General features: G+C 40.3%; 26 protein-coding genes and 1 tRNA gene. 15 read left to right on the top strand and 12 right to left on the bottom strand.

Annotation, left to right across the window (positions count from 1 at the left end):
* Positions 1-47 precede the first annotated feature (47 nt).
* On the top strand, positions 48-1,094 hold the full coding sequence (gene dusB, locus AC25JC_RS01115; protein WP_486923296.1) for a tRNA dihydrouridine synthase DusB: 1,047 nt from the start codon (positions 48-50) through the stop codon (positions 1,092-1,094).
* Between the two features lie 155 nt (positions 1,095-1,249).
* On the opposite strand, the gene AC25JC_RS01110 is transcribed toward dusB, so the two are convergent.
* Positions 1,250-2,293: an NAD(P)H-dependent flavin oxidoreductase gene (locus tag AC25JC_RS01110; protein ID WP_486923295.1), complete on the bottom strand. Its 1,044-nt coding sequence runs from the start codon at positions 2,291-2,293 to the stop codon at positions 1,250-1,252.
* 214 nt (positions 2,294-2,507) lie between these two features.
* On the opposite strand from AC25JC_RS01110, the gene AC25JC_RS01105 reads away from it, so the two are divergent.
* The 3 genes from AC25JC_RS01105 to AC25JC_RS01095 all read left to right on the top strand — a co-directional run bounded on the left by AC25JC_RS01105 (position 2,508) and on the right by AC25JC_RS01095 (position 5,143).
* A complete protein-coding gene (locus AC25JC_RS01105) occupies positions 2,508-3,767 on the top strand; it encodes a putative DNA modification/repair radical SAM protein (RefSeq protein ID WP_486923294.1) in 1,260 nt (419 codons plus the stop codon).
* Positions 3,768-3,776: 9 nt separating this feature from the next.
* A complete protein-coding gene (locus tag AC25JC_RS01100) occupies positions 3,777-4,556 on the top strand; it encodes a TIGR03915 family putative DNA repair protein (RefSeq protein ID WP_486923293.1) in 780 nt (259 codons plus the stop codon).
* 65 nt (positions 4,557-4,621) lie between these two features.
* Positions 4,622-5,143 (top strand): hypothetical protein, encoded by a 522-nt coding sequence (locus AC25JC_RS01095; protein WP_180115205.1) that lies wholly within the window; start codon positions 4,622-4,624, stop codon positions 5,141-5,143.
* 37 nt (positions 5,144-5,180) lie between these two features.
* On the opposite strand, the gene AC25JC_RS01090 is transcribed toward AC25JC_RS01095, so the two are convergent.
* The 5 genes from AC25JC_RS01090 to metK form a co-directional block, all read right to left on the bottom strand.
* On the bottom strand, positions 5,181-6,392 hold the full coding sequence (locus AC25JC_RS01090; RefSeq protein WP_486923292.1) for a YeeE/YedE family protein: 1,212 nt from the start codon (positions 6,390-6,392) through the stop codon (positions 5,181-5,183).
* Positions 6,393-6,527: 135 nt separating this feature from the next.
* Positions 6,528-7,229, bottom strand: a complete 702-nt coding sequence (locus AC25JC_RS01085; protein ID WP_486923291.1) for a VIT1/CCC1 transporter family protein — start codon at positions 7,227-7,229, stop codon at positions 6,528-6,530.
* 147 nt (positions 7,230-7,376) lie between these two features.
* Positions 7,377-7,721 carry a hypothetical protein gene (locus AC25JC_RS01080; RefSeq protein WP_078188782.1) on the bottom strand — a complete coding sequence of 115 codons (345 nt, stop codon included), beginning with the start codon at positions 7,719-7,721 and terminating at the stop codon, positions 7,377-7,379.
* 151 nt (positions 7,722-7,872) lie between these two features.
* Positions 7,873-8,157 (bottom strand): SMI1/KNR4 family protein, encoded by a 285-nt coding sequence (locus tag AC25JC_RS01075; RefSeq protein ID WP_486923348.1) that lies wholly within the window; start codon positions 8,155-8,157, stop codon positions 7,873-7,875.
* Positions 8,158-8,483: 326 nt separating this feature from the next.
* Positions 8,484-9,650 carry a methionine adenosyltransferase gene (gene metK, locus AC25JC_RS01070; RefSeq protein ID WP_078188779.1) on the bottom strand — a complete coding sequence of 389 codons (1,167 nt, stop codon included), beginning with the start codon at positions 9,648-9,650 and terminating at the stop codon, positions 8,484-8,486.
* 444 nt (positions 9,651-10,094) lie between these two features.
* Here metK and AC25JC_RS01065 point away from each other — a divergent pair, with 444 nt between their 5' ends.
* The 4 genes from AC25JC_RS01065 (at position 10,095) to AC25JC_RS01050 (ending at position 14,001) form a co-directional block, all read left to right on the top strand.
* Positions 10,095-10,520: a pilin gene (locus AC25JC_RS01065; RefSeq protein ID WP_486923290.1), complete on the top strand. Its 426-nt coding sequence runs from the start codon at positions 10,095-10,097 to the stop codon at positions 10,518-10,520.
* A gap of 462 nt (positions 10,521-10,982) precedes the next feature.
* Positions 10,983-12,971, top strand: coding sequence for a transketolase (gene tkt, locus AC25JC_RS01060; RefSeq protein ID WP_180127907.1), 1,989 nt, complete (start codon positions 10,983-10,985; stop codon positions 12,969-12,971).
* 183 nt (positions 12,972-13,154) lie between these two features.
* On the top strand, positions 13,155-13,370 hold the full coding sequence (locus AC25JC_RS01055; protein ID WP_078188774.1) for a hypothetical protein: 216 nt from the start codon (positions 13,155-13,157) through the stop codon (positions 13,368-13,370).
* Between the two features lie 187 nt (positions 13,371-13,557).
* Complete coding sequence (locus AC25JC_RS01050) at positions 13,558-14,001, top strand: GNAT family N-acetyltransferase (RefSeq protein ID WP_227591806.1); 444 nt, start codon at positions 13,558-13,560, stop codon at positions 13,999-14,001.
* A 65-nt stretch (positions 14,002-14,066) separates the two neighbouring features.
* Here AC25JC_RS01050 and AC25JC_RS01045 read toward each other — a convergent pair whose 3' ends face one another.
* The gene (locus AC25JC_RS01045; RefSeq protein WP_486923289.1) at positions 14,067-14,582 is read right to left on the bottom strand and encodes a nuclear transport factor 2 family protein; all 516 of its coding nucleotides are present in this window, start codon (positions 14,580-14,582) and stop codon (positions 14,067-14,069) included.
* Positions 14,583-14,875: 293 nt separating this feature from the next.
* Here AC25JC_RS01045 and AC25JC_RS01040 point away from each other — a divergent pair, with 293 nt between their 5' ends.
* Positions 14,876-15,472, top strand: coding sequence for a YceI family protein (locus AC25JC_RS01040; RefSeq protein WP_078188771.1), 597 nt, complete (start codon positions 14,876-14,878; stop codon positions 15,470-15,472).
* Positions 15,473-15,547: 75 nt separating this feature from the next.
* On the opposite strand, the gene AC25JC_RS01035 is transcribed toward AC25JC_RS01040, so the two are convergent.
* Positions 15,548-16,177 (bottom strand): LysE family transporter, encoded by a 630-nt coding sequence (locus AC25JC_RS01035; RefSeq protein ID WP_486923288.1) that lies wholly within the window; start codon positions 16,175-16,177, stop codon positions 15,548-15,550.
* Between the two features lie 66 nt (positions 16,178-16,243).
* On the bottom strand, positions 16,244-16,951 hold the full coding sequence (locus AC25JC_RS01030; RefSeq protein ID WP_486923287.1) for a glutamine amidotransferase: 708 nt from the start codon (positions 16,949-16,951) through the stop codon (positions 16,244-16,246).
* A 419-nt stretch (positions 16,952-17,370) separates the two neighbouring features.
* Here AC25JC_RS01030 and AC25JC_RS01025 point away from each other — a divergent pair, with 419 nt between their 5' ends.
* The gene (locus tag AC25JC_RS01025; protein WP_078193570.1) at positions 17,371-17,646 is read left to right on the top strand and encodes a hypothetical protein; all 276 of its coding nucleotides are present in this window, start codon (positions 17,371-17,373) and stop codon (positions 17,644-17,646) included.
* Positions 17,647-17,733: 87 nt separating this feature from the next.
* On the opposite strand, the gene AC25JC_RS01020 is transcribed toward AC25JC_RS01025, so the two are convergent.
* The 3 genes from AC25JC_RS01020 to cysS form a co-directional block, all read right to left on the bottom strand.
* A complete protein-coding gene (locus tag AC25JC_RS01020; RefSeq protein ID WP_486923286.1) occupies positions 17,734-19,833 on the bottom strand; it encodes a TonB-dependent receptor plug domain-containing protein in 2,100 nt (699 codons plus the stop codon).
* A gap of 629 nt (positions 19,834-20,462) precedes the next feature.
* Positions 20,463-20,538, bottom strand: a tRNA-Gly gene (locus AC25JC_RS01015).
* Between the two features lie 62 nt (positions 20,539-20,600).
* Positions 20,601-22,022 carry a cysteine--tRNA ligase gene (cysS, locus tag AC25JC_RS01010; protein ID WP_486923285.1) on the bottom strand — a complete coding sequence of 474 codons (1,422 nt, stop codon included), beginning with the start codon at positions 22,020-22,022 and terminating at the stop codon, positions 20,601-20,603.
* 357 nt (positions 22,023-22,379) lie between these two features.
* Here cysS and AC25JC_RS01005 point away from each other — a divergent pair, with 357 nt between their 5' ends.
* From AC25JC_RS01005 to lptB, 5 genes are read left to right on the top strand one after another with little or no spacing between them, the layout of a single operon-like run.
* A complete protein-coding gene (locus AC25JC_RS01005) occupies positions 22,380-23,357 on the top strand; it encodes a KpsF/GutQ family sugar-phosphate isomerase (protein ID WP_078193567.1) in 978 nt (325 codons plus the stop codon).
* A gap of 4 nt (positions 23,358-23,361) precedes the next feature.
* Entirely contained in the window at positions 23,362-23,901 is a 540-nt protein-coding gene (locus AC25JC_RS01000) for a KdsC family phosphatase (protein ID WP_078188762.1), read from the top strand.
* Between the two features lie 35 nt (positions 23,902-23,936).
* Positions 23,937-24,479: an LPS export ABC transporter periplasmic protein LptC gene (lptC, locus tag AC25JC_RS00995; protein WP_486923284.1), complete on the top strand. Its 543-nt coding sequence runs from the start codon at positions 23,937-23,939 to the stop codon at positions 24,477-24,479.
* Positions 24,469-25,035 carry a lipopolysaccharide transport periplasmic protein LptA gene (gene lptA, locus AC25JC_RS00990; RefSeq protein ID WP_486923283.1) on the top strand — a complete coding sequence of 189 codons (567 nt, stop codon included), beginning with the start codon at positions 24,469-24,471 and terminating at the stop codon, positions 25,033-25,035. Before lptC ends, lptA begins: the two co-directional genes overlap by 11 nt.
* Complete coding sequence (gene lptB, locus AC25JC_RS00985; RefSeq protein ID WP_078188759.1) at positions 25,035-25,778, top strand: LPS export ABC transporter ATP-binding protein; 744 nt, start codon at positions 25,035-25,037, stop codon at positions 25,776-25,778. The genes lptA and lptB overlap by 1 nt, the downstream gene beginning before the upstream one ends.
* Positions 25,779-25,844 lie beyond the last annotated feature (66 nt).

Here is a 25,844-nt window from a genome sequence, read left to right as displayed (position 1 = left end):
AAGTCAATACGAAGCGACTAAACGAAGTTAAACGAGGTTAAAAGATTTTGAGTAAAAACAATGTCATTCAAGAATTATTCGATCGTCCCATCGAGAGAAAACTGTGGGTGGCACCTATGGCAGGGGTTACAGATCGCCCATTTCGTACACTTTGCAAATACTTTGGCGCAGGTCATGCTGTCAGTGAAATGATGACGGCAGATAAGACCTTACGCATGAGTAAAAAGAGTCTTTATCGTGCCAATTTTGATGGTGAGATAGCACCTATCTCAGCTCAAATTGCAGGGTCAGATCCAGCTGAACTGGCTGAAGCCGCTCGCTATCAAGTGGCAAATGGTGCGCAAATTGTCGACATTAATATGGGATGTCCGGCGAAGAAAGTTTGTAATAAGTTGGCAGGTTCTGCGCTGCTCAAAGATGAAGATTTGGTGGCCCGCATTTTAGATGCTGTGGTTGATGCAGTTGATGTACCCGTGACTTTAAAAACCCGCTTGGGCTATCTCAATGGTCATGAAAACATTATGCGCGTTGCGAAACGTGCCGAAGAAGCTGGCATTGCTGCATTGGCACTTCATGGTCGTACACGTGAAGATATGTATCTGAATACGGCGCGTTATAGCTTAATTAAAGATGTGAAATCGTTGATCAATATTCCTGTGATTGCCAATGGTGATATTGATACACCTGAAAAAGCCAAATATGTACTGGATTATACTGGTGCTGATGCAGTCATGATTGGTCGTGCAGCTCAAGGTCGCCCATGGATATTCCGTGAAATAGGACATTACCTGACGACAGGTGAGCATATGGCGGCGCCAAGTATTATGGAGGTTCGTGACGTATTGCTTGGACATTTGTCTGAATTATATGGTTTTTATGGTGAATATTCAGGTTGTCGAATTTCACGCAAACATATTGCTTGGTACACCAAGGGTTTACGCTCTAGTAATGAGTTCCGCCAAAATATGTATAAAGTTGAATCTACAGCAGATCAATATAAAGTCGTCGAGGACTATTTCAATCACTTACTTGATCATGGTCAGATCATGAGTGATGTTCAGGTTGATCAGGTCAATTTGCTTGAAACCAAATAACTTAAAGCCAAACGAAATAGATCTGTGCAATTCGATGCAAAGTAAGTCGATTTAAGCTAGTTAGATTGATTTGAAATATGTAGATAATAAAAAGCCCTCAATGTTGAGGGCTTTTTTGTAAGCATTCATGTTTGAATGTCGCGTTGAGCGAGGCCTTAGTTAAAGCGCATTTCTAAAACCAATTGATTGATCAAGTCAGGTGCTTCCAATTCACGTATTTGAGAGACATTGGTTCCCGCCCAAAAAGCACCATATTCATGTACACCATGCTTGCTAGCAGCGGCATGTAATTGTTTGCCTAAATCATAGCTATATGGGTAAGCCGGGACGGTCGGGCGAGTCGGTGTGTCAATATCTGTGTGCCAGTTATTGATAATGCCACGAGCAGGGCGGCCTGAAATACTTGATGTAATCTGCGTGATGGGTGCATCAAATAATGCTTTGCGATAAGCTTCATTTGCATTTGATGTTTTGCATTGCACAAAAGCAGTGCCCAATTGAACAGCATCTGCACCTAACTCCATAATTTGATAGGCCTGATGTCCATTCATAATACCACCAGCCGCAACGATTGGACATTGAATATGGCGTTTCAAGAGCTGAACCAAGTCACGTGTCTTAACGCTACTATCAAAGTTTTCATTGAAAATGCCACGGTGACCACCAGCTTCAATACCTTGAGCAATCACGATATCAATGCCTGCAGCTTCGATCAGTTTAGCTTCTGCTAAGTTGGTTGCAGAAACTAGAGTCAAAATACCCGCTTGTTTCAAGGCTTGGATTTGATGTGGATGTGGAATACCAAAATGGAAGCTTACCGCTTTAGGGCGCGTTTCCAGTACGAGGTTTAGAAAATGGTCATTGTCTTTAAAGCTTGGATAAATACAGTTCAGTGCTTCTGGAGCTTCTGCATTATATTGAGCAAAGCGTGATTTAAATTGCATGATCCATTTGGCAGCAACTTGTTCATCGAGTTCTACTGTGTCATGACAAAAAAAATTGACCTGAAAGGGTTGTTCAGTGAGTTCTTGAGTTTGTAATATTTGTTGACGTGCATTCTCAACACTGCTTGCACCTAAACCCAGTGAACCAAGTCCACCTTGATTTGACACTTCTGCAGCAAGTTCAGGTGTAGAAACACCTGCCATTGGGGCAAGAAATATAGGGTGTTTGATGCCAAGTTTTTCTAATAAAGTCATGTGCATACTCCAATCACTCTAAATACTTTGCCCAAGCGAGTGAAATTAAGCAAATAATATTCGTTATTTCTTATCAAAATGGTCTTATTCTTAAACGAAAGTTGTACTTGAAATTAAGCGACACCTCGTGTCGTAGTAATGATGTATGACCCGACTTTTGAGGTGGATCCTTTTAAAATAATGCTGTGTTCACTTTAAATTTTATAATTCTCCCATGTCTGAACGGATCCGTGAAAAACTGCAAATTTTAGCCGATGCTGCCAAATATGATGTCTCATGTTCTTCGAGTGGTAGCAAGCGCCAAAATAAAGACAAAGGTCTGGGTAATACTGGAAACGGTATTTGCCATAGCTATACAGAAGATGGCCGCTGCGTATCATTGTTAAAAATTCTATTTTCCAATGTCTGTATTTTTGACTGCGCATATTGTGTGTCCCGTCGAAGTAACGACGTAAAGCGCGCAGCATTTACGGTACAGGAAGTGGTCGATTTGACTATGAATTTTTATCGTCGGAACTATATTGAGGGGTTATTTTTAAGTTCGGGGATTTTTAAATCGGCGGATTACACCATGGAACGTATGTTGCAGGTGGTAAAAAAACTGCGTTTAGAAGAAAATTTTAATGGTTATATTCATCTGAAGACCATTCCGGGGGCATCTCAGGAAATCATTACCGAAGCAGGTTTATATGTCGACCGTATGAGCATTAATTTGGAAATGCCGACAGAAGATGGTTTAAAAAAATTTGCACCTGAAAAAAGTCATGCCGAAGTCCAAAAAGACTTAGGTATCGTCCGAGACCGTTTGATTCAATTTAAAGATGAACGAAAAATTATACGCACAGTACCTAAATTTGTACCCGCAGGACAAACGACGCAAATGGTGGTGGGCGCACATCAAGAGTCTGACCGTGATGTCATACTGATGGCAGACCGTCATTACAAAGAGTTTAAGCTCAAGCGTGTGTATTACTCGGGTTATATTCCAATAAATGAAGAGGAGCGTGCGCTGCCAGCTGTGGGTTCTGCGCCACCGTTATTACGAGAAAATCGGTTGTATCAAAGTGACTGGTTGATGCGTTTTTATGGGTTTGAAGCGACGGAATTGGTCGATGAAGAACATCCAAATTTAGAATTGGATATTGACCCTAAATTAGCGTGGGCACTGCGTCATCCCGAGCAATTTCCCGTGGATATCAATCGTGCTGAATATCAAATGATCTTACGTGTGCCGGGCATCGGTGTGCGTTCTGCTAAAAAAATTGTTCAAGCACGACGTTTTGGTAAAATTCATATCGACCAATTAAAACGTATGGGTATTTCCTACAATAGGGCGCAGCACTTTATACGCTGTGAAGATTCACCCAAATTTATTCGTGAACAACAGCCTCATCAAATAAGACAGCAGATTTTGCAAAGTGGCCAGTCGAAATATACGCAGCAAATTTCTCCACAATTGAACTTCGGTTTTTAGGATACAGTCGTGAGTATCTATGTCTTTGATGGCACGATGACAGGACTGTTAAGCTGTGTTTTTCGGGCCTTTCAATTTAAGCAATTTGACATTCAGATTTGTACAGATGGGCAAGTGCAGGCAGGTCTTTTCGCCGATGTCATTGATGTGGCTAGTCATGATGAACAAGCACAGCGAGTATGGCAAGGATTAAAGCTTAAAGCATCTGAAAGTGCTTTAAAGCGGTTTTATTATGCGTTTTTATCCGAGCAGCAGCAGGCTTTTCAGCATTGTTTTAATTTTGCGATTTATGTGTTCCAGCAACAGCGTGATGTGTCTAAAAACTATGGCCATGCTGATGTATTAGGGATGAGCCAGTGGGCGAAGCAAGTGGGGCGTGAAAAGCACCGAATGGAAGCTTTTGTGCGTTTTAAAAAATGTCAGGATGGCTTGTTTATTAGTTTAGTCTCACCTGATTTTAATGTGCTGCCCTTGATTGAGCGGCATTTTAAATCACGCTATCAAGATCAACGTTGGCTGATTTACGATGAAAAACGAAATTATGGCTTTTATTATGATTTAAAACAGGTGCATCAAGTGGATATGGATGCCACAACTATAGATAGGCAAATACAATCAGGCCATAGTCAATCCTTTAATATCGAACTGGATGATGATGAGGTTTTGTATGATCAGCTTTGGAAAGATTATTTTAGAAGTGTCAATATTGAAGCCCGACGTAATATGAAATTACATGTGCAGTATGTGCCACGTCGTTATTGGCGTTATATGAATGAAAAAGCGATTTAGGTGCGAATCATCTAGCAATTTTCGGGCATAATGATTGCGCTTTTGATTGTTTAAGTGAGACTTTGATGAAATTATTTCTTGTTACAACCGTTCTGACGGCAATGACGCTCACGGCGTGTTCTGCAAATGAGCAAGAAAAGAAAACATTCGATCCAAAAAGTTATCAAGTTGCCGATGCTGCTGGATTACAACTACGCTTTGAACAATTAAATCAAACTCTAGCTATAGATTTTAGCCAACTGAAAAAAGTAGAAAGTTTGGCTTTTTCAGACCAATCCGCTTTAGATGTTCATAACTTAAAAACTTTAAATCAGCATTTTGTTGCCAACACCGCTTTAAAAAGCTCAAAAATTGCCTATTGCGAAGTAATGAATCATTATTTTGCCGAAATGTATCATCTCGGACATGTGAACTTGGCCTTGGTGAAAGACGTTAAACTACCAAATGCCGCAAACGAAGATTTGAGTCAGGTATTTGCGAATGCAGACCAATTTTATGATTTTATTATCAACCGCTATACTACATATAAACAGGCACAAGAAACCATGCAATATGGTTGTAATCTAAAAGCCGCACTAGCAGATTAAAAAAAGCCCCTCAATGAGGGGCTTTTTTTTACAGAAATTAGCAGCCTGTTAACTTTTCCGGTTGTGGACGTTCGCCAGGGAAGAAGATTGGACGTAGTTTGACGCCGATACCGTTCCCAATGAAGGCAAATACTAACCATAACCAGCCATGCAAACTACCTGAAGCAATACCACTGAAATATGCACCAATGTTACAGCCGTATGCTAAACGTGCGCCATAACCCAACATCAAACCACCGATCACAGCCGCTAGCAGTGAACGTTTTGGAATATTAAAGTTTGGTGCAAATTTACCAGCTAGGCTTGCTGCGAGTAAGGCACCGAGTATGATGCCGAAATTCATCATCGACGTGATATCAAACCATAATGATTCGGTCAGTGCCTTGGCATTTGCAGGTTGCTGCCAATATGCCCAAGATGCAACATCGATCCCCATAACACTTGCTGATTTTGCGGCCCAAACGGCTAAGGCAGAGGTCACGCCCCAAGGACGGCCCGCAAGTGCGAGTGTGGCAAAGTTCAGTAAAGTCAGGATAATTCCACCCCAAACCAATGGCCATGGACCACGTAGAAAGCGTTTCCAGCCGTGTTGGTTAGCTTGCGGCTCTACTTCAAGCTGACCATGGCGTTTCTTTTCAAAGTAAACTGTTGCTGCGGCAATCAATGCAAAGAGCACAAAGTTTAAAACCAGTGCAGGGACTACACCAAAGCTTTTGACTAAAGAAATCGGTTCAAAGTGGGGAAGGTCAAACCACCATTGAATATGTGAAGTTGCAATCAGCGAACCTGTACAGAAGAAGATCAGCGTTACAATCATACGTGCGCTACCTGCGCCCACAGTGTACAGGGTCCCTGATGCACAGCCGCCGCCAAGTTGCATACCAATACCAAAAATAAAGGCACCGATCATCACGGACATTGAAACAGGATTAACGTTACCTTTGACTGGGTTGCCAAATAATTCACCCGCACCTAAAGCAGGGAAGAAGAGCAATACAGCCAAAGCCAACATGATCATTTGTGCACGCAAGCCACGACCACGGCGTTCTTTAATGAAGACACGCCAACTCGAGGTAAAACCAAAAGATGCGTGATAAAGGGTCATACCCAAAGCACCGCCAATTAAAAATAGCAATGCTTGGTTAACGCCCACAACCAGATAAGCACCAATGGTGCCTAATATTAATAAAACAAAAGCCACCCAAATCGATACATTGGATCGATTGGCTGGCGCAGCAATAACAGACATGGGGAAAAAAGCTTAAAAAATGTATTTCTATTTTACGGTTTTTATATATTGTAAAAATTAATATTGTTTAGAATTCACACAATCATTGCTGTGAATAATTGATTTTCAATATTTGTAAAACTGATAAAAGAAACATTAAACTGGATTTACATTAAATAAAGAACCAATCCAACTTGAAAATAACATGGCTGCAATGCCCCACAGTGCAACACGTAGACTGCCTTTCAACATAGAAGTACCTGCCGCATAACTGGCTAAGGCACCGAGGAGTGCTAGGGAAATCACGCCAACGGCCATAACGGTTTTTTCAATATGCATGTCAGCACTGATCATGATCGCAACCATCGGAAATAGTGCACCAATTGAAAAGGCTAAAGCCGATGATAGCGCTGCTTGAACGGGTTTTGCTGCTGTATTGTCATGGATTCCAATTTCATCTCGGGCGTGGGCTTCAAGTGCATCATGTGCAGTTAATTGGACTGCGACTTCATGGGCCAGTGTAGGCTCTAAACCACGTTGAATATAAATTTGGGTAAGTTCTTTAAGTTCTAGCTCAGGGTTCTTTTGTAGTTCTTTATGCTCCATGTGAAGATCTGCTTTTTCGACGTCTTCTTGAGATTTCACAGAGATATATTCGCCCGCAGCCATAGAGGTTGCACCAGAAATGAGTCCTGCAATACAGGTAATGAGTAAGGTATGGCTAGAAGCACCACTTGCGGCCATGCCCATAATTAAACTGGTGACGGAAATAATGCCATCATTTGCACCGAGTACAGATGCACGTAGCCAACCTGTACGTTCCATAAAATGTTTTTCGGTATGATGTGAATAAGACATTCTTTTCTCTAAATTTGTTATTTATATGACGACATAAGATTGACCTGACGTCAGTTAAATTTCAAGTTAAAAATGGATTGAACCGACACGTTGAACAAAAGACAAATATAAAAAAAAGCACCCGAAGGTGCTTTTTTTATAAAATGCTTATTGCTGCGCTTTTTCTTTCACGTTTGCTGCACCTTGCTCAACAGCACCTGCTGTTGCAGCAGTCGCGTCTTTAGCTGCTTCTTTTGCATTGTGTGCAGCAGCTTCAGCATTTTCTGCAGCATTGTCAGCTGCTGTCGCAGTTGCAGTTGCAGCATTATCTACAGCAGTAGCTGTTGCAGTTGCTGCTTCTGAAGTTGCATCAGCGATGTCATGGCCTGCTTGGTCAGCAGCGTTTTCTAGGTGTTCACCAGTTGTTGCACCTGTTTCCGGCGCTTTGTCTTTATTACAGCCAACAAGTGCAACAGTTGCAGCCAAACCTAAAGCAACAAGTAATTTATTCATTTTGATCTTTCCTTTTTTTGTTATGCCCGTAGCATGGGCTGAATTTATATTAGCTGAAAAAATATTCAAAAATCGATCAAAAATTGTTGATTTAGTGTAATTTTATCCAGCTTATTTTGTAGTTTGAAAGGCGTTATATCTGCTTATGGCGTTAAGGGTTTTGACTAAATAATCCTTCAATTGAAGTCACAAGTAGATAGATAAATTCACTGTCTTCATGGCGCCATAAATATATTTCTTCCCCTAATTGCGTATCGTCTACCGTGCGCATCAATAAATAATCGCCATCGCCGTTATGCGCAATAGCAATGCTGTTTTCAGGGAAGTCTTCAATTTCACTTATAGTTTGATGTTCTGCGGCTAGATGATTCGTTGTACGTTTTATTCTTTTCACATCGCTGGTGTCTTGGAAGGGAAAAAGCCACCAAGCTTCGATGTCATCACCATCTTTAAATTCATCCGCGCTAGAAAAGCTAATGCCGAATTAGCCACCATTTTCAATTTGCATTTTGGCTTTATATTTTTGTGGAAACTTAAATCCTAATTGTTCTTCAGTTGCAGTAATAAATTTTAAGTCTAATGGAAAGGGCATGATGTTGTTCTTAAATTATTTTGGTGATTTATGAATAAGCTAGGCGTAAATTTTAGTCAATATTTTTTTACACTCGTTATTTTTATCCTAGATGTTTTTGTTATGGACATACGGGCCATAAAAAAGCCTGCAATCAATGCAGGCTTTTTTGAGAAATTAATCTACTAAGATTAAAGACCAGCAGATGCTTTAAGCGCTTCCACTTTGTCAGTTTTTTCCCATGTGAATGCGGTATCAGAACCTTCACGACCAAAGTGACCATACGCAGCAGTTTGTTGGTACATCGGTTGGATCAAGTTCAACATACGAGTAATACCGTATGGACGTAAGTCAAAGTGTTCACGTACAAGTGCAATAATCAAATCTTCAGATACTTTTGCAGTATTAAATGTGTTGATCGAGATAGATGTTGGTTCTGCAACACCAATCGCATATGACACTTGAATTTCACATTTGTCAGCTAGACCAGCAGCCACAATGTTTTTAGCAACATAACGGCCTGCATAAGCAGCAGAACGGTCAACTTTTGATGGATCTTTACCAGAGAATGCACCACCACCGTGACGAGCCATACCACCGTAAGTATCTACAATGATTTTACGGCCTGTTAAACCACAGTCACCTACAGGGCCGCCAATGACGAACATACCTGTTGGGTTGATGTGGAATTTAGTGTCTGCATGGAACATTTCAGCAGGAATCACTTTTTTCACGATTTCTTCAATTACCGCTTCTTTCAATTGAGCTTGAGTAATTTTTGGATCGTGCTGAGTCGAAAGTACAACTGCGTCTAAACGAACTGGCATGCCGTTTTCATAAGCAAATGTTACTTGGCTTTTTGCATCAGGACGTAACCAAGCAAGTTTGCCTTGTTTACGTAGTTCAGCTTGTTTTTCCATTAAGCGATGCGCATATGAAATAGGTGCTGGCATAAGCACATCAGTTTCACGGCTTGCATATCCAAACATTAAACCTTGGTCGCCTGCACCTTGATCTTCAGGTTTTTGACGGTCTACACCTTGAGCAATTTCAGGTGATTGTTTACCGATCATGTTGATCACGGCACATGTTGAGCCATCAAAGCCAAGATCTGAATGATGATATCCGATACCATTTACGGTATTACGAACAATCGCTTCAAAGTCAACATTTGCAGTTGTTGTGATTTCACCGGCAAGTACAACCGCACCCGTTTTTACAAGCGTTTCACAAGCAACCCGTGCATATGGGTCTTCTTTTAAGATTGCATCCAAAATAGCATCACTGATTTGGTCAGCCATTTTATCCGGATGGCCTTCGCTTACAGATTCCGAGGTAAATACAGCGTACTCGCGCATAAGTCCTATCACAGTTAAATTTAAAGACGCAATATGTTACATCGAGAAAGCGTTTAGGACTAGCTTAACATGACCAAATTGGATGAAATTAATTCATTTCAATGACTTTTTAATTGATATAGGCATCTAAAAAATTGATATGAGCAATGGATTTCTCAATTTAATTTTTTATGATGAGATAAAACTGAAATATTTTGTTTTGGCACAAGCAACAATGTGATTAGGCGTTAAAATGCCTAAAGTGGCATTTTAAGTGAATCAATTATAAGAAAAAATCAAATCAATATCCTGAGATTTATCAATAATGAATGTCATGAACTGCCAGAATATGACTGTAAACGACAATTATTCGTTTAATTTGAAAAATAAAACACAATAAGTATGGGCTTTTGAGACTTGGTACACAAATTGCCTATTTGTCATTACGTTGAATGGGGAAACGTAATGAAACAGTCTGGTTTTACACTCATTGAAATCATGATCGTGGTGGCAATTATCGGCATTTTGGCTGCAATTGCTACTGTATCTTACAATGGCTATGTCGCTCGGGCGCAAGTAGCTGAAGTATTAACAATGATTTCACCCTATAAATTGAAACTGATTGAAAATTATTCAGAGGAACAAAGCTGTGTAGATTTGAATACAGCGCTGAATGAAAGTATCAGTACCAAGTATATTGCAAGTAGTGAAATTACTGATGTGGCAGGAACGTGTTCAGTGGTATTTACGTTTGAAGCAGCAGATGTCAATTTTGCTCTTCGCTCAAAGCAGATCTATTTTAATATTCCTGATGGTTTAAATGGTGCTTGGAATTGTCAATCGGATGATATTTCGCAGCGAAATTTACCTGCTACATGTCGTGGTATATAAATATTGAATGTGAAACCGTGAATATATTGGATAAGTGCTGATTTCAAAGGGATGATTACGACGTTTGAGTTTCCCAAACCATAGTGGGTTTAATTATTGAAAGTATTTCATATTTCTAATGGCCATTTATCTGGATCGGCTTTGGCTGCTATTTATATTCACATTTTCCATTCGATGTATTGGACTTTTATCAATTACGAAGCGTTTGCTTTCGCCACTAAACTCTAAATATGCATTGCGCTGTCATTGATTCGCCATATAAAAGCGTCACTGTATACAAAATAAACGACATGCATAGGCTTGAAATTGAGCAATAAGCGCCCAAAATACAGGTGGTGCAGGAATAATTAGCGAAAATTTGCCCCTGAGGCTTTACCCATTCCGCTTTTTTTAAGACAATATGCGCAGCTTTGAATTCTTATTCATCTTACTCTTTTAAACCATTTGTTTGGACTCTGACCTATGACAACCCCGCTTAACGAACGTCGTATTGCAAACGCAATTCGTGTATTGGCAATGGATGCTGTGCAAAAAGCAAATTCAGGACATCCAGGTGCTCCAATGGGGATGGCAGATATTGCTGATGTGGTATGGCGTGAATTCCTCAACCACAACCCTGCAAACCCACAATGGGCAAACCGTGACCGTTTCGTATTGTCAAACGGCCATGGCTCTATGTTGCAATATGCGCTATTGCACTTAACAGGTTATGACCTGTCTATTGAAGATTTGAAATCTTTCCGTCAATTACATTCTAAAACGCCAGGTCACCCAGAATTGGGCTATGCACCGGGTATCGAAACAACGACTGGTCCATTGGGTCAAGGTATTGCAAACGCTGTAGGTTTTGCACTTGCTGAAAAAACTTTAGCGGCTCAATTCAACAAAGAAGACATCACAGTTGTAGATCACAACACATACTGTTTCTTAGGTGATGGCTGTTTAATGGAAGGTGTTTCTCACGAAGCATGTTCATTGGCTGGTACTTTGGGTCTGGGTAAATTAGTTGTTTACTACGATGACAACGGCATTTCAATTGATGGTGAAGTAGAAGGTTGGTTCTCTGACGACACAGAACAGCGTTTCTTGGCATACGGCTGGCAAGTACTTAAAGTTGACGGCCATGATGCAGACGCAATCCGTGCGGCAACTGTTGAAGCAAAAGCTGAAACTGCGAAACCAACCTTAATTATCTGTAAAACTATTATTGGTTTAGGTTCACCAAACAAACAAGGTAAAGAAGATTGCCACGGTGCGCCGCTTGGTAATGATGAAATCGCTTTAACTCGTGAAGCTTTGGGCTGGACAGAAGGTCCATTTGAAATTCCTGCTGATGTTTATGCAGCTTGGGATGCAAAAGCCAAAGGTACTGCTTCTGAATCTGCTTGGAACGACACATTTGCTGCTTATGCTGCTAAATATCCAGCAGAAGCAGCTGAACTAAAACGTCGTCTTTCTGGTGACCTTCCTGCTGACTTCGCAGCAAAAGCGGATGCTTATATTGCTGAAGTAAATGCTAAAGCTGAAACAATCGCTACTCGTAAAGCGAGCCAAAATGCCATTCAAGCATTTGCACCACAGCTTCCAGAAATTCTAGGTGGTTCTGCTGACCTTGCAGGCTCTAACCTGACTTTATGGAAAGGCGCAGAAGGCGTTGAATCTAACCCAGCGGGTAACTACGTTCATTACGGCGTACGTGAATTCGGTATGACTGCGATTGCTAACGGTGTTGCACTTCATGGCGGTTTCGTTCCTTATGTAGCAACATTCCTGATGTTTATGGAATATGCGCGTAATGCAGTACGTATGTCTGCATTGATGAAACAGCGTGTGATTCATGTGTATACCCATGACTCAATTGGTCTAGGTGAAGATGGTCCTACACACCAACCTGTAGAGCAAATTGCATCTTTACGTGGTACACCAAATCTGAACACTTGGCGTCCATGTGACACTGTAGAAGCGTCTATTTCTTGGAAATCTGCGCTGCTTCGTTCAGAAGGCCCTACAGCATTAATCTTCTCTCGTCAAAACTTGCCATTCCAAACTCGTACAGCAGATCAAATTGCTGATGTTGCGAAAGGCGGTTATGTACTTGCAAAAGAAAAAGGCGAATTGAAAGCAATCATCATTGCGACTGGTTCAGAAGTTTCATTGGCAATGGATGCTTACGCACAGCTTGACGGCGTACGTGTGGTTTCTATGCCATGTGCTGAAGAATTCGTAAAACAAGACGCTGCTTACCGTGAAGCGGTTCTTCCTGCTGCGATCCGTGCGCGTGTTGCTGTTGAAGCTGCGCATGTGGACTACTGGTGGAAATTTGTAGGTCTTGATGGCCGTGTAATCGGTATGACGACTTACGGTGAATCTGCTCCAGCAAAAGACTTGTACAAACACTTCGGTATCACAGCTGATGCTGTTGTTGCTGCAGTGAAAGAAATTACCGCTTAATCTATAAAGATTAACCGTAAAAAAGACGCCCCAGAGAAGGGGCGTTTTTTATTGCAGAGATTAAATATATTTTTTAATTGTGAAATAACGATTTGTAACGAATGAATTAAAGCATTGGTTTAAAATTAATTCATTCATGCAGTATTCAGCCACGGGTGCAATGTTGCCCCAAGTGAGGAAACGATGAGCCTTTACGATCAGATAAATGATGAAATTGTACTGATGGATGCTGGTGAACAGAAATGGATAGGCACGGACTTAGAGCTTGAAGCCATGGTTGCAGTAGAATTGATGTTGCAAGATTTGCAAGAAGACAAAGTGATTAAGATTCGCCGTAAGAACCATGAAAAGCATACAGGTTTAAAGCAGGTAGATCGGATCTTGGTTGAAAAGCTATAAGCTGAATGGTTAAAAAGTCCGAATCTTCGGGCTTTTTATTTGTCTATTGTATTTATAAAACAGATAAGAAAACGTTCTTTCAAGACTCATCATGTTTAAAAAGAGCGCATAAAATACAGTGTTTTCAACACAAAAAGCTTTATTTCAGTTATAAAAATCCAGTGATCATTTAAAAAAGACATTGAATGTGCAAATACAAATTAAAAATTTAACTGAAATTTCAAAAAGCCAATGGCAGCCGCTCTGGGAGCTGTATTTAGAATTTTATAAAAGTCAGGTGGCGGATGCAGTGACCGAGCGAACATGGCAAAGGTTACATGCTGCTGAGTGCGAACATATGTATGGCTTTGCAGCCGTAATTGAACATCAAGTGGTTGGGATCGTGCATGTCATTGAACATGAGAGCTGCTGGACATTGCAGCCTTATGCCTATTTGCAAGATTTATATACGCTTGAAGAATATCGCGGGCAGGGTATTGGCAAGGCGCTGATCGCGAAAGTGAAAGAATATTGTGATCAGCGGCAGTGTGACCGTGTGTATTGGCTTACGCATCAGGACAATGAAACAGCACAAAAGCTGTATGATCAAATCGCGAGAAAAACTGGGTTTATCCAATATCGCTGTCATTAACTTAATGTAAAAGGCCATTCCAAATCAACAGCAGCTCTTGCGTGAAGAGCTGCTGCATCTAAGTATTAAGCTGAAACTTTAAAGTTTTTAGCTGAGTCTGCATCTTGCTGAATGATCCATTCTCCGCCTACGCGGAAAGATGATGCTGAGGCATAGGTATCTTCCATGAATTGGAAATAGCTGATTAAACCATTTTGAACTTTGGCTTTAATTGAAAAAGGCGAGGTGAAAGTATTTTTTGCATAGACTGAGGTGTAGGTGAATTGACCAAATACAGCTACGGTTTCATCTTCAGCGATCATATCCGTGATTTGAAAGTCGTCGATATTCCAGTAGGTGCCGACGTTGGCAAAGGTATAAATATAGATGGCTCTGCCTGTGCCAGACCCAGCCCACGGCTCAATTTGTTTCAGTTCTGGGTTGCTGAAGTTTAGGGAAACATACGCTGCGTCTTCTGCAACCAGCAGTTGAGTTGCATTTTCGACGAGTTCTTTTGAAGTATTCATAAGAAATGCCAAAACGACATCTTTGGGCGTTTTAGTATTTAAGGCTTTTTCAATAGCCAGCGATTGTTCTGTCATTTTTGGGTACTCAGATTTTTATGATGTCTAAAAATCTTAAGTGGATTTGTATTGAAAACCTACGACTCTGATAGGTTGATGTTTCCTAAATTTAGGATAAATAACTCATGGATCAATTAAATTATTAATTATTTGAAATATATGGGAAATTTAATAATTGAGAGTAGTTGTGGATGCTGCTACAGATTTTACAAAACTATCGTTCTAAACATGCAACAAAACGTTTTATCTTTAAAGCTGTAATACGGCTAAAAATCTATAGACTTAATGGTATTCGAAAGTGAGATAAAAACATGAACTTTAAAGCATTAACAATCGGTTTGGCGGTAGCATCAGTTACAACAATTTCTATGGCAAAACCTGTTGCCTATCAAATTGATCCTACTCATACAGCAACAGTATTTACGTGGAATCATTTTGGTTTCTCAACGCCTTCTGCAAACTTTAGTGACATTCAAGGGACAATTAATGTCGATAATGCAAAACCTGCAAATTCGTCTGTGAATGTGACGATTCCATTATCGAGCTTAAATACCAATGTCAAAGCATTAGATGATCATTTAAAAACAGCTGATTTCTTTGATGCTGAAAAATATCCAAATATCACGTTTAAAAGTACAAAAGTTCAAGCGATCAGCAAAACTAAATACAAAATCACGGGTGATTTAACAGTTAAAAATGTGACTAAACCAGTGGTATTGGATGCTGTATTGAACAAGCAAGCCGTTCACCCAATGACTAAGGCGGAAACGATTGGTTTCAATGCAACGACTTCTTTTGATCGTTCAGCATTTGGTGTCGGTGCATATGTACCAAATGTAGGCGACAAAATTACGGTAAATATTACGACTGAAGCGGCTGTATCTACAGCAAAGGCAGCAGCGAAATAAGATTTAGCTCCCTCAGCTAAGTTAAGAAAGCACCCATTTGGGTGCTTTTTTATGTCTTATTTAACTGGTGTGTGATCAACTGCGATTGAGCAGCAATAGGCAGCCAAAACTGATGAAAATTCCACCGGTAATGGCGTCAATTTTTTTACTAAATTTTTGATAGTAATGGGTCATTTTAGGTGCTGAGAATAAGACCGCAACCAATGCAAACCAAATCAAACTTTCAATAAAGACTAAAGCCAATAAAGAGCTTTGATCAAAAAAGCTGACCTTTGCACTGATCCCAATGGAAAATACACTAGTGAAATAAACCAATGCTTTAGGATTGGCCATATTGGTCAAGAAACCTTGGAATAACAGCGTCAAAGGCGATTTTTTCTGTACAGCTTGCTCGGTTGGTTTCGTTATTGTGCCGAGGTCTTTACTCCATGCAGATTTTAATAACTGAGAGCCTAAATAAAAAAGATATAAGCCACCCAAAATCATGAGGCATTGTTGTAACCAAGCCATTTTTTGAAATAGAAAATGTAAGCCACTTATTGCACAAATTGACCAAACTAAAATACTAAGTGAAATACCTAATGCGGCAAATAATGCATGTGATCTGGATTGTCGAATAGCACTTTGAGTGACAAAAAAGAAGTCTGGGCCTGGGCTGATGAGAGCAAAAAAGTGGATGAGTGCAATGCTGAGTAAGGGAGTCATTCTAATGGCTTATACGTTTTGAAGTGCAACTGTTATAAGCCATTTAGCTTTAAATTAATAGCTGTTTTAAAGCTCAAGCTGTTGTAAAAATTGTTGCAAAATAAGGGGAGCAACACGTTCTAAATGAGGTGTATGTTGTTGGCTTTCCATGCGCAAATTTGGAATGTTAATTTGTGCTTTATGCAGTTCACATGTATGCCCAATTAGCCATTTTTCCATGGCCTGAGCTTCTGCTTCAATATGAAACTGTAGAGCTAGAATATTGGGCCCATAGCTAAACGCTTGATTTGGATAAATTGCTGAGCTGGCGAGTAACTGTGCATTTACAGGTAAATCAAAGGTATCACCATGCCAATGCAGTACAGGCACTTGATCTAATGGCGCTAATATATTGTCAGCAATAGCATCAAGTTCTAAGTTATTCCAACCGATTTCTTTGCTATGACCTGGGTAGACTTTCGCTCCCAATGCATGTGCAATAAGCTGAGCACCTAAGCAAATGCCTAAAGTCGGTAAGTTACTCTCTAAACGTACTTTAAGTAAGTCTATTTCTTTTTGTAGGAAAGGGTAGTCATTAGTTTCATAAACTCCGATCGGGCCGCCCAAAATGATGGTAAGCCCTGTATGTTGCATAGCTTTACTGAGGTCATCGACACCAGCTTCGAAGTATCTTACCCGATAACCCAGTTGGTAAAATACATCTTCCAATGAACCCAAATCTTCAAATGCAAGGTGTTGAATGACGTAAATGGTTTCGTTTAATGCAGTACTCATAGGGATTTTTCAGGATTAAAATTTCAAAATAGAATGTAGCTTGAATTGTCGGAGATTAAAAAGGAAAACTGTAAATTTTTCACAATTGCGAAAAGAGATAAATATAGAAGTTGGCTGAAGCGTATTGTTTTTTTCTTTGAATGATTAGGTCTGAAAATTGAACTTAGCATTTAAAACTTTTGTACTGTGAAGTAAGGGATTCTCGAAAGGCTTTATTGGCAAAATTTATGAGAAAAAGTGCATGATATTTTGATAAAGCTTTGGTTTAGTATAAAAAAAAGATGAAAAACCAATGGAAAAGCGTTTAGAGATGCGTATGATGAAATCTTCGACAAACAACAGTTCATTTTTCTTTTAATATCATCACATAATTAGATAACTGATTTTAAAAGTAAAAAAATATAAGCCAGGGAACTTGTATGCAGTCAAAACATAATCGAGATGCCAGTCTCTTGCATGCGATACATAAAATTTTATTGAAGGAATGGGACCCGTTAGGGATTCGCCGTATTCCTGCTTTACGTGATGAATATGATGATTATTTGCCCAATATTTTTAAATTAATTCAAGAGGATTCAAGTGAATCAGAAATTTTTGAATATTTATGGTGGGTTGAGCAAAAGGTCTTAGAGAAAAAAGGGCAGAAGGAACATACCCTAAAAATTGCGAAAATGTTGAAGGCAATTGAGCGCTAGTTTGCGGTCGTGTACGCATAAAAAAACCGATTCGTTGTCCGTATCGGTTTTTTATTTTAAATCTCTTAGAAGTCTCTTAGAAACGGTTTAGAATTTCTTTTCTAAGGTAAACATAAAGCTTGGAATTGCTTCATTGATACGAGATTGGTATAGCGCGCCAGAACTTTGTTCTTTTAACACTTCTTTATAATCTGAGCTGAGAATATTACGTGCATTCACCGATGCAGACCAATTTTGATCAAAGCGTTTAGTAAAACTCACATCCATATTGACGCGTTCATTGCTGGTGCGATTGTACGGTTCGTTACTCAGCGCACGTGTATATTCAGGGGTATAATTGAGATTCACACTAGTTGCTATACGCCAAGGTTGATAATTATAAGATAAACCAGCACTTGCGGTATAAGGTGCAACATCACTTGCCAAACGGTCAGAGCCGTCAGTTTCTTCAATTTTTGCACGTACAGTTGAAAGCTGAGCATTCAACATAAATGAATGACCATTCTCCGTTTGCTTCAGTGCATAACGTCCAGCAATTTCCACACCATAAGTAGTTGCACTGTCTTGGTTATATGGGCGTTCGACAAAACTGCAATCGGTATTTCCTGTTTCGCAACGACCGCCTGTAGCATTTTCTGACAGGATCGATTTTTCGATATAGTCATTAATTTCTCGATAATATGCAGTGATATTTACGCCGCCAGCAGGGGTGTTATAGCCTAGGGTTGTTTCGTAAGCATTAATAGTTTCAGGTCGTAAGTCTGGATTACCACCACGATTAGGGTTGTTTAGTGTCCCTGCATCGCTATCTGTAGAAACTGAAACCGTCGGCATCAATTGATTGCTACGTGGATTTTTAAAAGCCTGACTCAAGTTGGTTTGGAGTGACCATTGGTCATTAAAGTCAAAACGGTGTGCTAATACAGGACTCAAATGCTGATCTTGATAATCCACTAAACCTGAACGATCAATCCACTCTTGGCGTACACCTAGAGTTAAGGTTTGGCGCGGCGTATATTTCCAACTTCCTTCAACATAAGCAGCATACAATTGTTCATCTAAGGTCTCTGCAATATTGCTTTCAAGTTCATTGCTACGTAGATCAGTACCAAATTTTATTTGGCGTTTTGAGTCGAACTTGCGGACACCGTCGTAGCCTAAGCCATATTCATTAATTTGTTCATCAATATATGATTGAGAATTTCTATACTCTGTTAATTCCGTTTCATTTTGCTGCTCGATTGATAAGCGAATTTTGTCGGAATTACCTTGGTCTTTACGCTCATATCGTGTGTTGAGTCGAATGCTGTCATTTTTATCTTTTTGGACTTGGGTGCCACTTGTGCCTTTGCTTTCATTGTTGCGATAAAACATTTCAGCGACCAATTTTTGTTGATCATCAAGTTGATATTCAACACGTGGGGTGAGCATTTGCGACGTACGATTGGTGATGCGTTTCTGGGTTTTCGTTCCTGTTGCATCTTGTGTACGGGTGAGCGTATCTGAATCATTCCACATTTGGCTCCCAGATAAAATATAGATCCAAGGGTCTGATCGACCATCCATTTGAAAGTTTAAATTGGTGCGTTCTTCTTCACGTGTATTTGACTTTGTTAGACCATAACCAGCACGTACAGATCCACTCAAACGCGTGCCATTCAATGGTTCTTTTAAAATAATGTTGATGACTGCAGATGAAGCAACCGAGCCTTGAGCTACACTTGGTTGTTTGGTGATTTCAAGGCGTTCGATCATTTCCGGTGTAATGCTATCAACAACTGACATGCCACCACGAGGACCACCTTGTGCAGGTTCACCATTGATTAAAAACACGGGTGCGCCACCACCACGAAAACGCATGCCGCCAGCACCTGCACCACCACGTGGACCATCGCCGGCACCGGGGAGTTGAAACCCTGCAGCACGGCGCAGCGCATCATTGATGGACTGATCGCCAAATTTCAACATTTCATCACGGCTTATAATGGTTTTTGCGACAGCACTGATATCTGGGTCTTTGGGCTTAGTGCTTGCTGTTGGAACTTCAAATGTTAAAGCTTCCATTTGCTGAACTGCTGCAGATTCTTGAGGATTTTGAACAGTATCTGCGGCCCAAATTGATGTTGAGATCGTAAGTAATGCGTAACTTAAGCTGGTCAGTTTGAGTGTGGTGTGCGCGCCGTGCATTATTTGGTTGTCCAAATGTAATTTTGGCAAAGAATAACGGAAAATTATGGAGAAAAATTGAGGAAAATAGCCTAGATGAGCATTTCGTTAGATTATATTTTAACAGGTAGGCGAAAGGTCATATTGCAATAAGGAAAGCCTTAATCGTTGGGAAGAAATTAAGGCCTATAAACGCCGCTACAATATAATAAATAACAGATGTTACGCAGTAATATCAGAAGCGTACTTTGCTTCAAATAATAAAGATACGCGGTAATGTCATCCGCAATGGTTTGAGACAGGACGACTTCTAATCAAAAATGTTTTTGCGATACATTGAATCATTTGACGGTAGTGAACGCGTTTTGTTGGTGAGGTGCATTGCACCGCAAGATGGTTTCCTTGCGAAGCTTCGCATCTCATTTTGCCGAATGAGAAACAACGTTTCGTAAGAGTACTTCCAGCCGGAAGCTAATTCCTGTATTCAATCCCTAAATGTAAGACTCCGTCGAATAGACTTAAATATTATTTTAAAAATGCGAAATTGCTTTCATGTGCATAACATGAGTAAATACATCTAAAAATAAGCCTTTGAAGGAAAATTTAAACATAAAAAAACCCTCATCTTTCGATGAGGGTTTTTCGTATTCTGGAGCGGGAAAGGAGACTCGAACTCCCGACCCCAACCTTGGCAAGGTTATGCTCTACCAACTGAGCTATTCCCGCAATGAGGTGAATTATAGAGAATTTCACGCAACTGTCAACTCTCTATGCTTCTGTTTGCTTAATTAATCAGCGCGACGCCAAATAGTACCTTGACGTGTATCTTCCAGAACTACGCCCTGATCCAGTAAAGATTGACGAATGTCATCTGCTTTGGCAAATTCTTTGGCTTTTTTCGCATCTTTACGTTGTTGAATTAAATCTTCAATTTGCTCTTCAGAGAGACCTAGAGCTTCCTGACCGATATCAGATTTCAGGAAATCATCTACATTGTGTTGCACCAAACCTAAAATATTGGTCAAGTGACGCAATGTCGAATAATACACAGCCGCTTGTTCAGCATTTTCATCTTTTACGGCACGGTTCAATTCTTTGTTGACTTCAAACAATACCGCAATTGCTTCTGCGGTGTTGAAATCATCACGCATAGCGGCATTAAAGCGCTCAACTAAAGCATCATCCAAAGTTTCTACGGTTTTTTCACCATAGACTTGCTGATAAGCTTTAAATGAATGATAGAAACGGGAAAGGGTATTTTTCGCTTCTTTTAAAGCAGTGTCAGAGAAGTTTACTGGGCTACGGTAATGTGATGACACAATAAAGAAGCGAATCACTTCAGGGTGGAATTTATCCATCACATCACGAATAGTGAAGAAATTACCTAAAGACTTCGACATTTTTTCGCCATCGACATTAATAAAGCCGACATGCATCCAGTAATTAACATACTGTTCGCCAGTAGATGCCTCAGATTGCGCAATTTCATTTTCATGATGCGGGAAAGTTAAGTCTGAACCGCCACCATGAATATCAAAATGGTTACCTAAGCAGCAGGTCGACATCGCTGAACATTCAATATGCCAGCCCGGACGGCCATTGCCCCAAGGCGAAGCCCAAGAAGGTTCATTTTCTTTGGCATGTTTCCAAAGCACGAAGTCAAAAGGATGTTTCTTTTCTACTTCTACATCAACGCGTTCAGAAGCACCAGCCTGCATATCGTCAAGTTTACGACCCGAAAGACGACCATATTTGGCAAACTTTTCAACTTCAAAATAAACATCGCCATTTGCAGATGGGTAGGCAGTGCCTTTGTTGACTAGGTTACCAATCATATTCTGCATTTGATCGATATAGTCTGTTGCACGTGGTGCTTCATCAGGTGCTGCACAACCTAAATTGGCAGCATCTTCGTTCATGGCCTTGATAAAGCGATCGGTTAACGCAGTAATGCTTTCGCCATTTTCATTGGCACGGGCAATGATCTTGTCGTCAATATCGGTAATGTTGCGAACGTATTTAACGCTCCAGCCCTGACTGCGCAGGAAACGGATAATGTAGTCGAATGCAACCATAACTCGAGCATGACCAATATGACAGTAGTCATACACGGTCATTCCACAGACATACATGTCGATATGTCCTTCTTTGCGAGGTACGAATTCTACTTTTTTACGTTGCTCTGAGTTATATAGAACAAAAGGTTGCATAGGTCTTCAAATTGTTTCTACCAAAAGATGGCTCATCTTAACCTAAGCATTTTTTTTCATAAAGTTAAAACCCAAAAAAGCAGATATTTTTTAATGCTTGATGTAATTGTACTGCTGTAAAAAGAAGTTTAAGGCTCATTTGATTCGGGCTGAATTTCATTTGAGAGTTGAATTCAATTTATCTGTTCCTAAAATAAAAAAGAAGAAATGCATCTTTTCTGCATAATTCATGAATTCTTATACATTTGGAAACGTGCTATTTGCATAGTTATGATAAAATTGTGAAAATTTTTTTATTTTGAAAGTGAGAGCGCACCTCTCACGGCTTAAGGTATAACAACTTTGAATCCACCAAATATGCCGAATCAAGTCGATTTTCAGAAAGTCGCATTAGAAACTTTGCGTATTGAAGAGCATGCTTTACAAGTATTAGCGACGCAAATAGATGATCGTTTTAGCCAAGCCTGCGAAATCATTTTACAGTGCAAAGGGCGTTTAGTGATTACTGGTATGGGCAAATCGGGGCATATCGGTCGTAAAATGGCCGCTACGTTTGCCTCGACAGGTACGCCATCTTTCTTCATGCATCCAGGTGAAGCTGGACATGGTGATTTGGGCATGTTAGTTAAAGGTGATGTGCTCATTGCAATTTCAAACTCAGGTAAGAGTGATGAAATTATGATGCTGATGCCATTGATCAAACATTTGGGCATTCCTCTTATTACCATGAGTGGTGACAATAAAGGCCCAATGCCACAAAATGCCGATGTCGCATTGACCTTGGGTAATATTCAAGAAGCATGCCCTTTGGGTTTAGCTCCGACCTCAAGTACCACTGCAACATTAGCCTTAGGTGATGCCCTTGCGGTTGCTTTATTGGATGCGCGTGGCTTTACCTCGGATGATTTTGCACGCTCTCATCCTGCTGGAGCGTTGGGTAAGCGTTTGTTATTGCATGTAAAACATCTAATGCATACAGGTGAAGACTTACCCAAAGTGTCGCCAGAGACACCAATGAATAAAGTCCTGTACGAAATTTCAAATAAACGTTTGGGACTCACCACGATTGTCGATGAAAACGATACCTTATTGGGTATCTTTACCGACGGTGACTTACGTCGTTTGATTGATAAACAGCAAGGCTTTGATGTGAATATGAAAGTCTCAGAAGTGATGATTAAAAATCCTTTGACCATTTCACAAGAAGAACGCGCGGTACATGCTTTAGAACGTATGAACGAAAAGAAAATTACACAATTTGTAGTTGTTGATGATGTCAATAAAGTGATTGGGATTATCAGCATGCATGATTTGATTCAGGCTGGGGTAAATTAAGAAAATGGCATCGTATGTATTGCTAGAACAAGCGCGTCACATAGAAGCACTAGTACTGGATGTAGATGGAATTTTAAGTGATGGATTTGTAACGTTGACCAATAGCGGCGATGAAATCAAATCCTTTGATATTCGAGATGGCTTAGGCATGAAGTTGGTGCAAAAAGCGGGTATCAAAGTCATCATTATTACTGGCCGTAAAAGTAATATTGTTGAAAAACGCATGTCTGACTTAGGTGTGGACTTGGTTTTTCAAGGTCGTGAAGACAAAGGTGTTGCTTTGACTGAAGCTTGCGCACAGTTTGGTATTGATCCTTCAGATTGCCTATATATGGGCGATGACTGGCCCGATCTTTCAGCCTTTGCTATTGCAGGGATGAAAGTGACCGTACCGAATGGACATTTAGAAGTACGTCGCCGTGCAGATCTTGTTACTCAGGCGATGGGTGGACGTGGTGCTGTTCGTGAAATCTGCGATATGCTTTTAGTTTCTAAAGGTGTATACCAGGAACTACTTGAAAAATATGCAAGTGCACCTTATTAATAAATTGATGCAGTCATTGGATTGAATCTCCGCTTATGGATACTAAAGTTTTATACGTGACAGCTGTGGTCATTGCTGCAGTAAGCGGTGGTTTTTACTATTTCGGTGGAAAGGGTAATAAGCTTCAGGCGGACTCTTCGAAAACTATGACTTACTCAGCTGAAAACATTAACCTGACGCAGACTGATGAGCAGGGAAAATTGCATATTCGTGCGCAAGTCGATCGACTTGAGCAGGATTTGCAAAAGCAAACGTCTCATTTGGTCAATCTGAAAGCATCGACCTATCAAGATGGTGCTGTCGATGCCACGTTTTTTGCCAAACAAGCCAATGGTATGGACGATAACCAAAAAGTCGTGCTGAGTGACAATGTGGTTGCAACAAAATTGATGCGTGAAGGGCAAATGGAGTTTCGTACTGAGGAACTAACTGCTTTTCCAAAACAGCGTGAAATAGAAACGGACAAGACTGTAACGGTGATTTCACCACAAGCCGAATTTGTCAGCCAAGGTTTAAAAGCAAATTTAAACGACGGTCAATACGAATTTTTTAATATTCGAGGAAAGTATGAACCATAATTTTAATCGAAAAACTGCAAAAACTTTCCTAAAACGTACAGTGCTACTCGGTTCACTGGCGATATGTGCGGTTGCAGCTTTTGCTTTGCCTTCAGATCGTAATCAACCGATTTCATTGGTTGCCGATCGTGCAACATTTAACGAAAAAACCGGGATTACGACGTATACTGGTAATGTCATCATTGAACAGGGTTCGATGAAGCTTCAGGCAAACTCAATCGTTGCGAACTTAAACAGCAAAAAAGAGATTAGTACGATTACAGCAACGGGTGGGCCAGCACATTTCCAACAAAAAACTGACCCTGCCAAAGGCTATGCAAAAGGCCAAGCTCAGAAAATTGTCTACAATGCTGAAACGGGTATTATCACCATGACAGGTGGTGCTTTGTTACAACAAGATGGTGCAAGTATTCGGGGTAATAGCCTGAAATACAGTATGAATAAAGGTGACATCGTTGCTGAGGGTACACCAAATAAATCTGGATCTTCTTCGGGTCGTGTACAGATCGTAATTCCACCGTCAAGCACTAAGTCCTTCCCAGGAGCACGTGATTAATGGAGCAAACCTCGCAAGTTCAAACTTTATGTATTAAACATTTAGCCAAAAACTACAGTAAGCGTTGGGTGGTAAAGGATGTGTCCTTTAGCATGCAAAGTGGTCAAATTGTGGGTTTACTTGGTCCAAATGGTGCAGGTAAAACCACAAGTTTCTATATGGTCGTTGGTCTAGTGCGTATGGATAAAGGTGAGATTCATTTAGATGATCTTGATTTGTCTGACTTAGCAATGCATGAGCGCGCTCGTAAAGGTATTGGTTATCTACCTCAAGAAGCATCTATTTTTAGAAAATTAACCATTTCAGAAAATATCATGTCGATTTTAGAAACCCGTAAAGATCTAAATAAGCAACAACGTCAGCAACGTTTAACGGAATTGCTTGCTGACTTTAAAATCACTCATATTAAAGATTCTCTTGGTATGAGTGTGTCGGGTGGTGAGCGTCGTCGTGCGGAAATCGCACGTGCTTTAGCTGCAGACCCTAAATTTATGTTGCTCGATGAACCTTTTGCAGGGGTCGATCCTATTTCAGTGGGTGATATTAAAGACATTATCCGAACATTGAAAGATCGCGGTATTGGTGTATTAATTACCGACCATAATGTGCGAGAAACCCTTGCGATTTGTGAGCATGCCTATATCGTGAGCGAAGGTTCAGTGATTGCAGAAGGTACTCCAGAAGAAGTCCTTGCGGATGAAACTGTACGTAAAGTTTATCTTGGTGATGATTTTACTGTTTAATTGAATAAAATAAGAAATTTCCCGTTGAATGGCGCTAGTTTCATTCAGCGGGTTTATGTTATTGTC

The organism is Acinetobacter sp. P37, assembly GCF_057480965.1.
The sequence above is the reverse complement of the archived record's forward strand: the minus strand, read 5'-3'. Positions and strand labels throughout refer to the sequence as shown.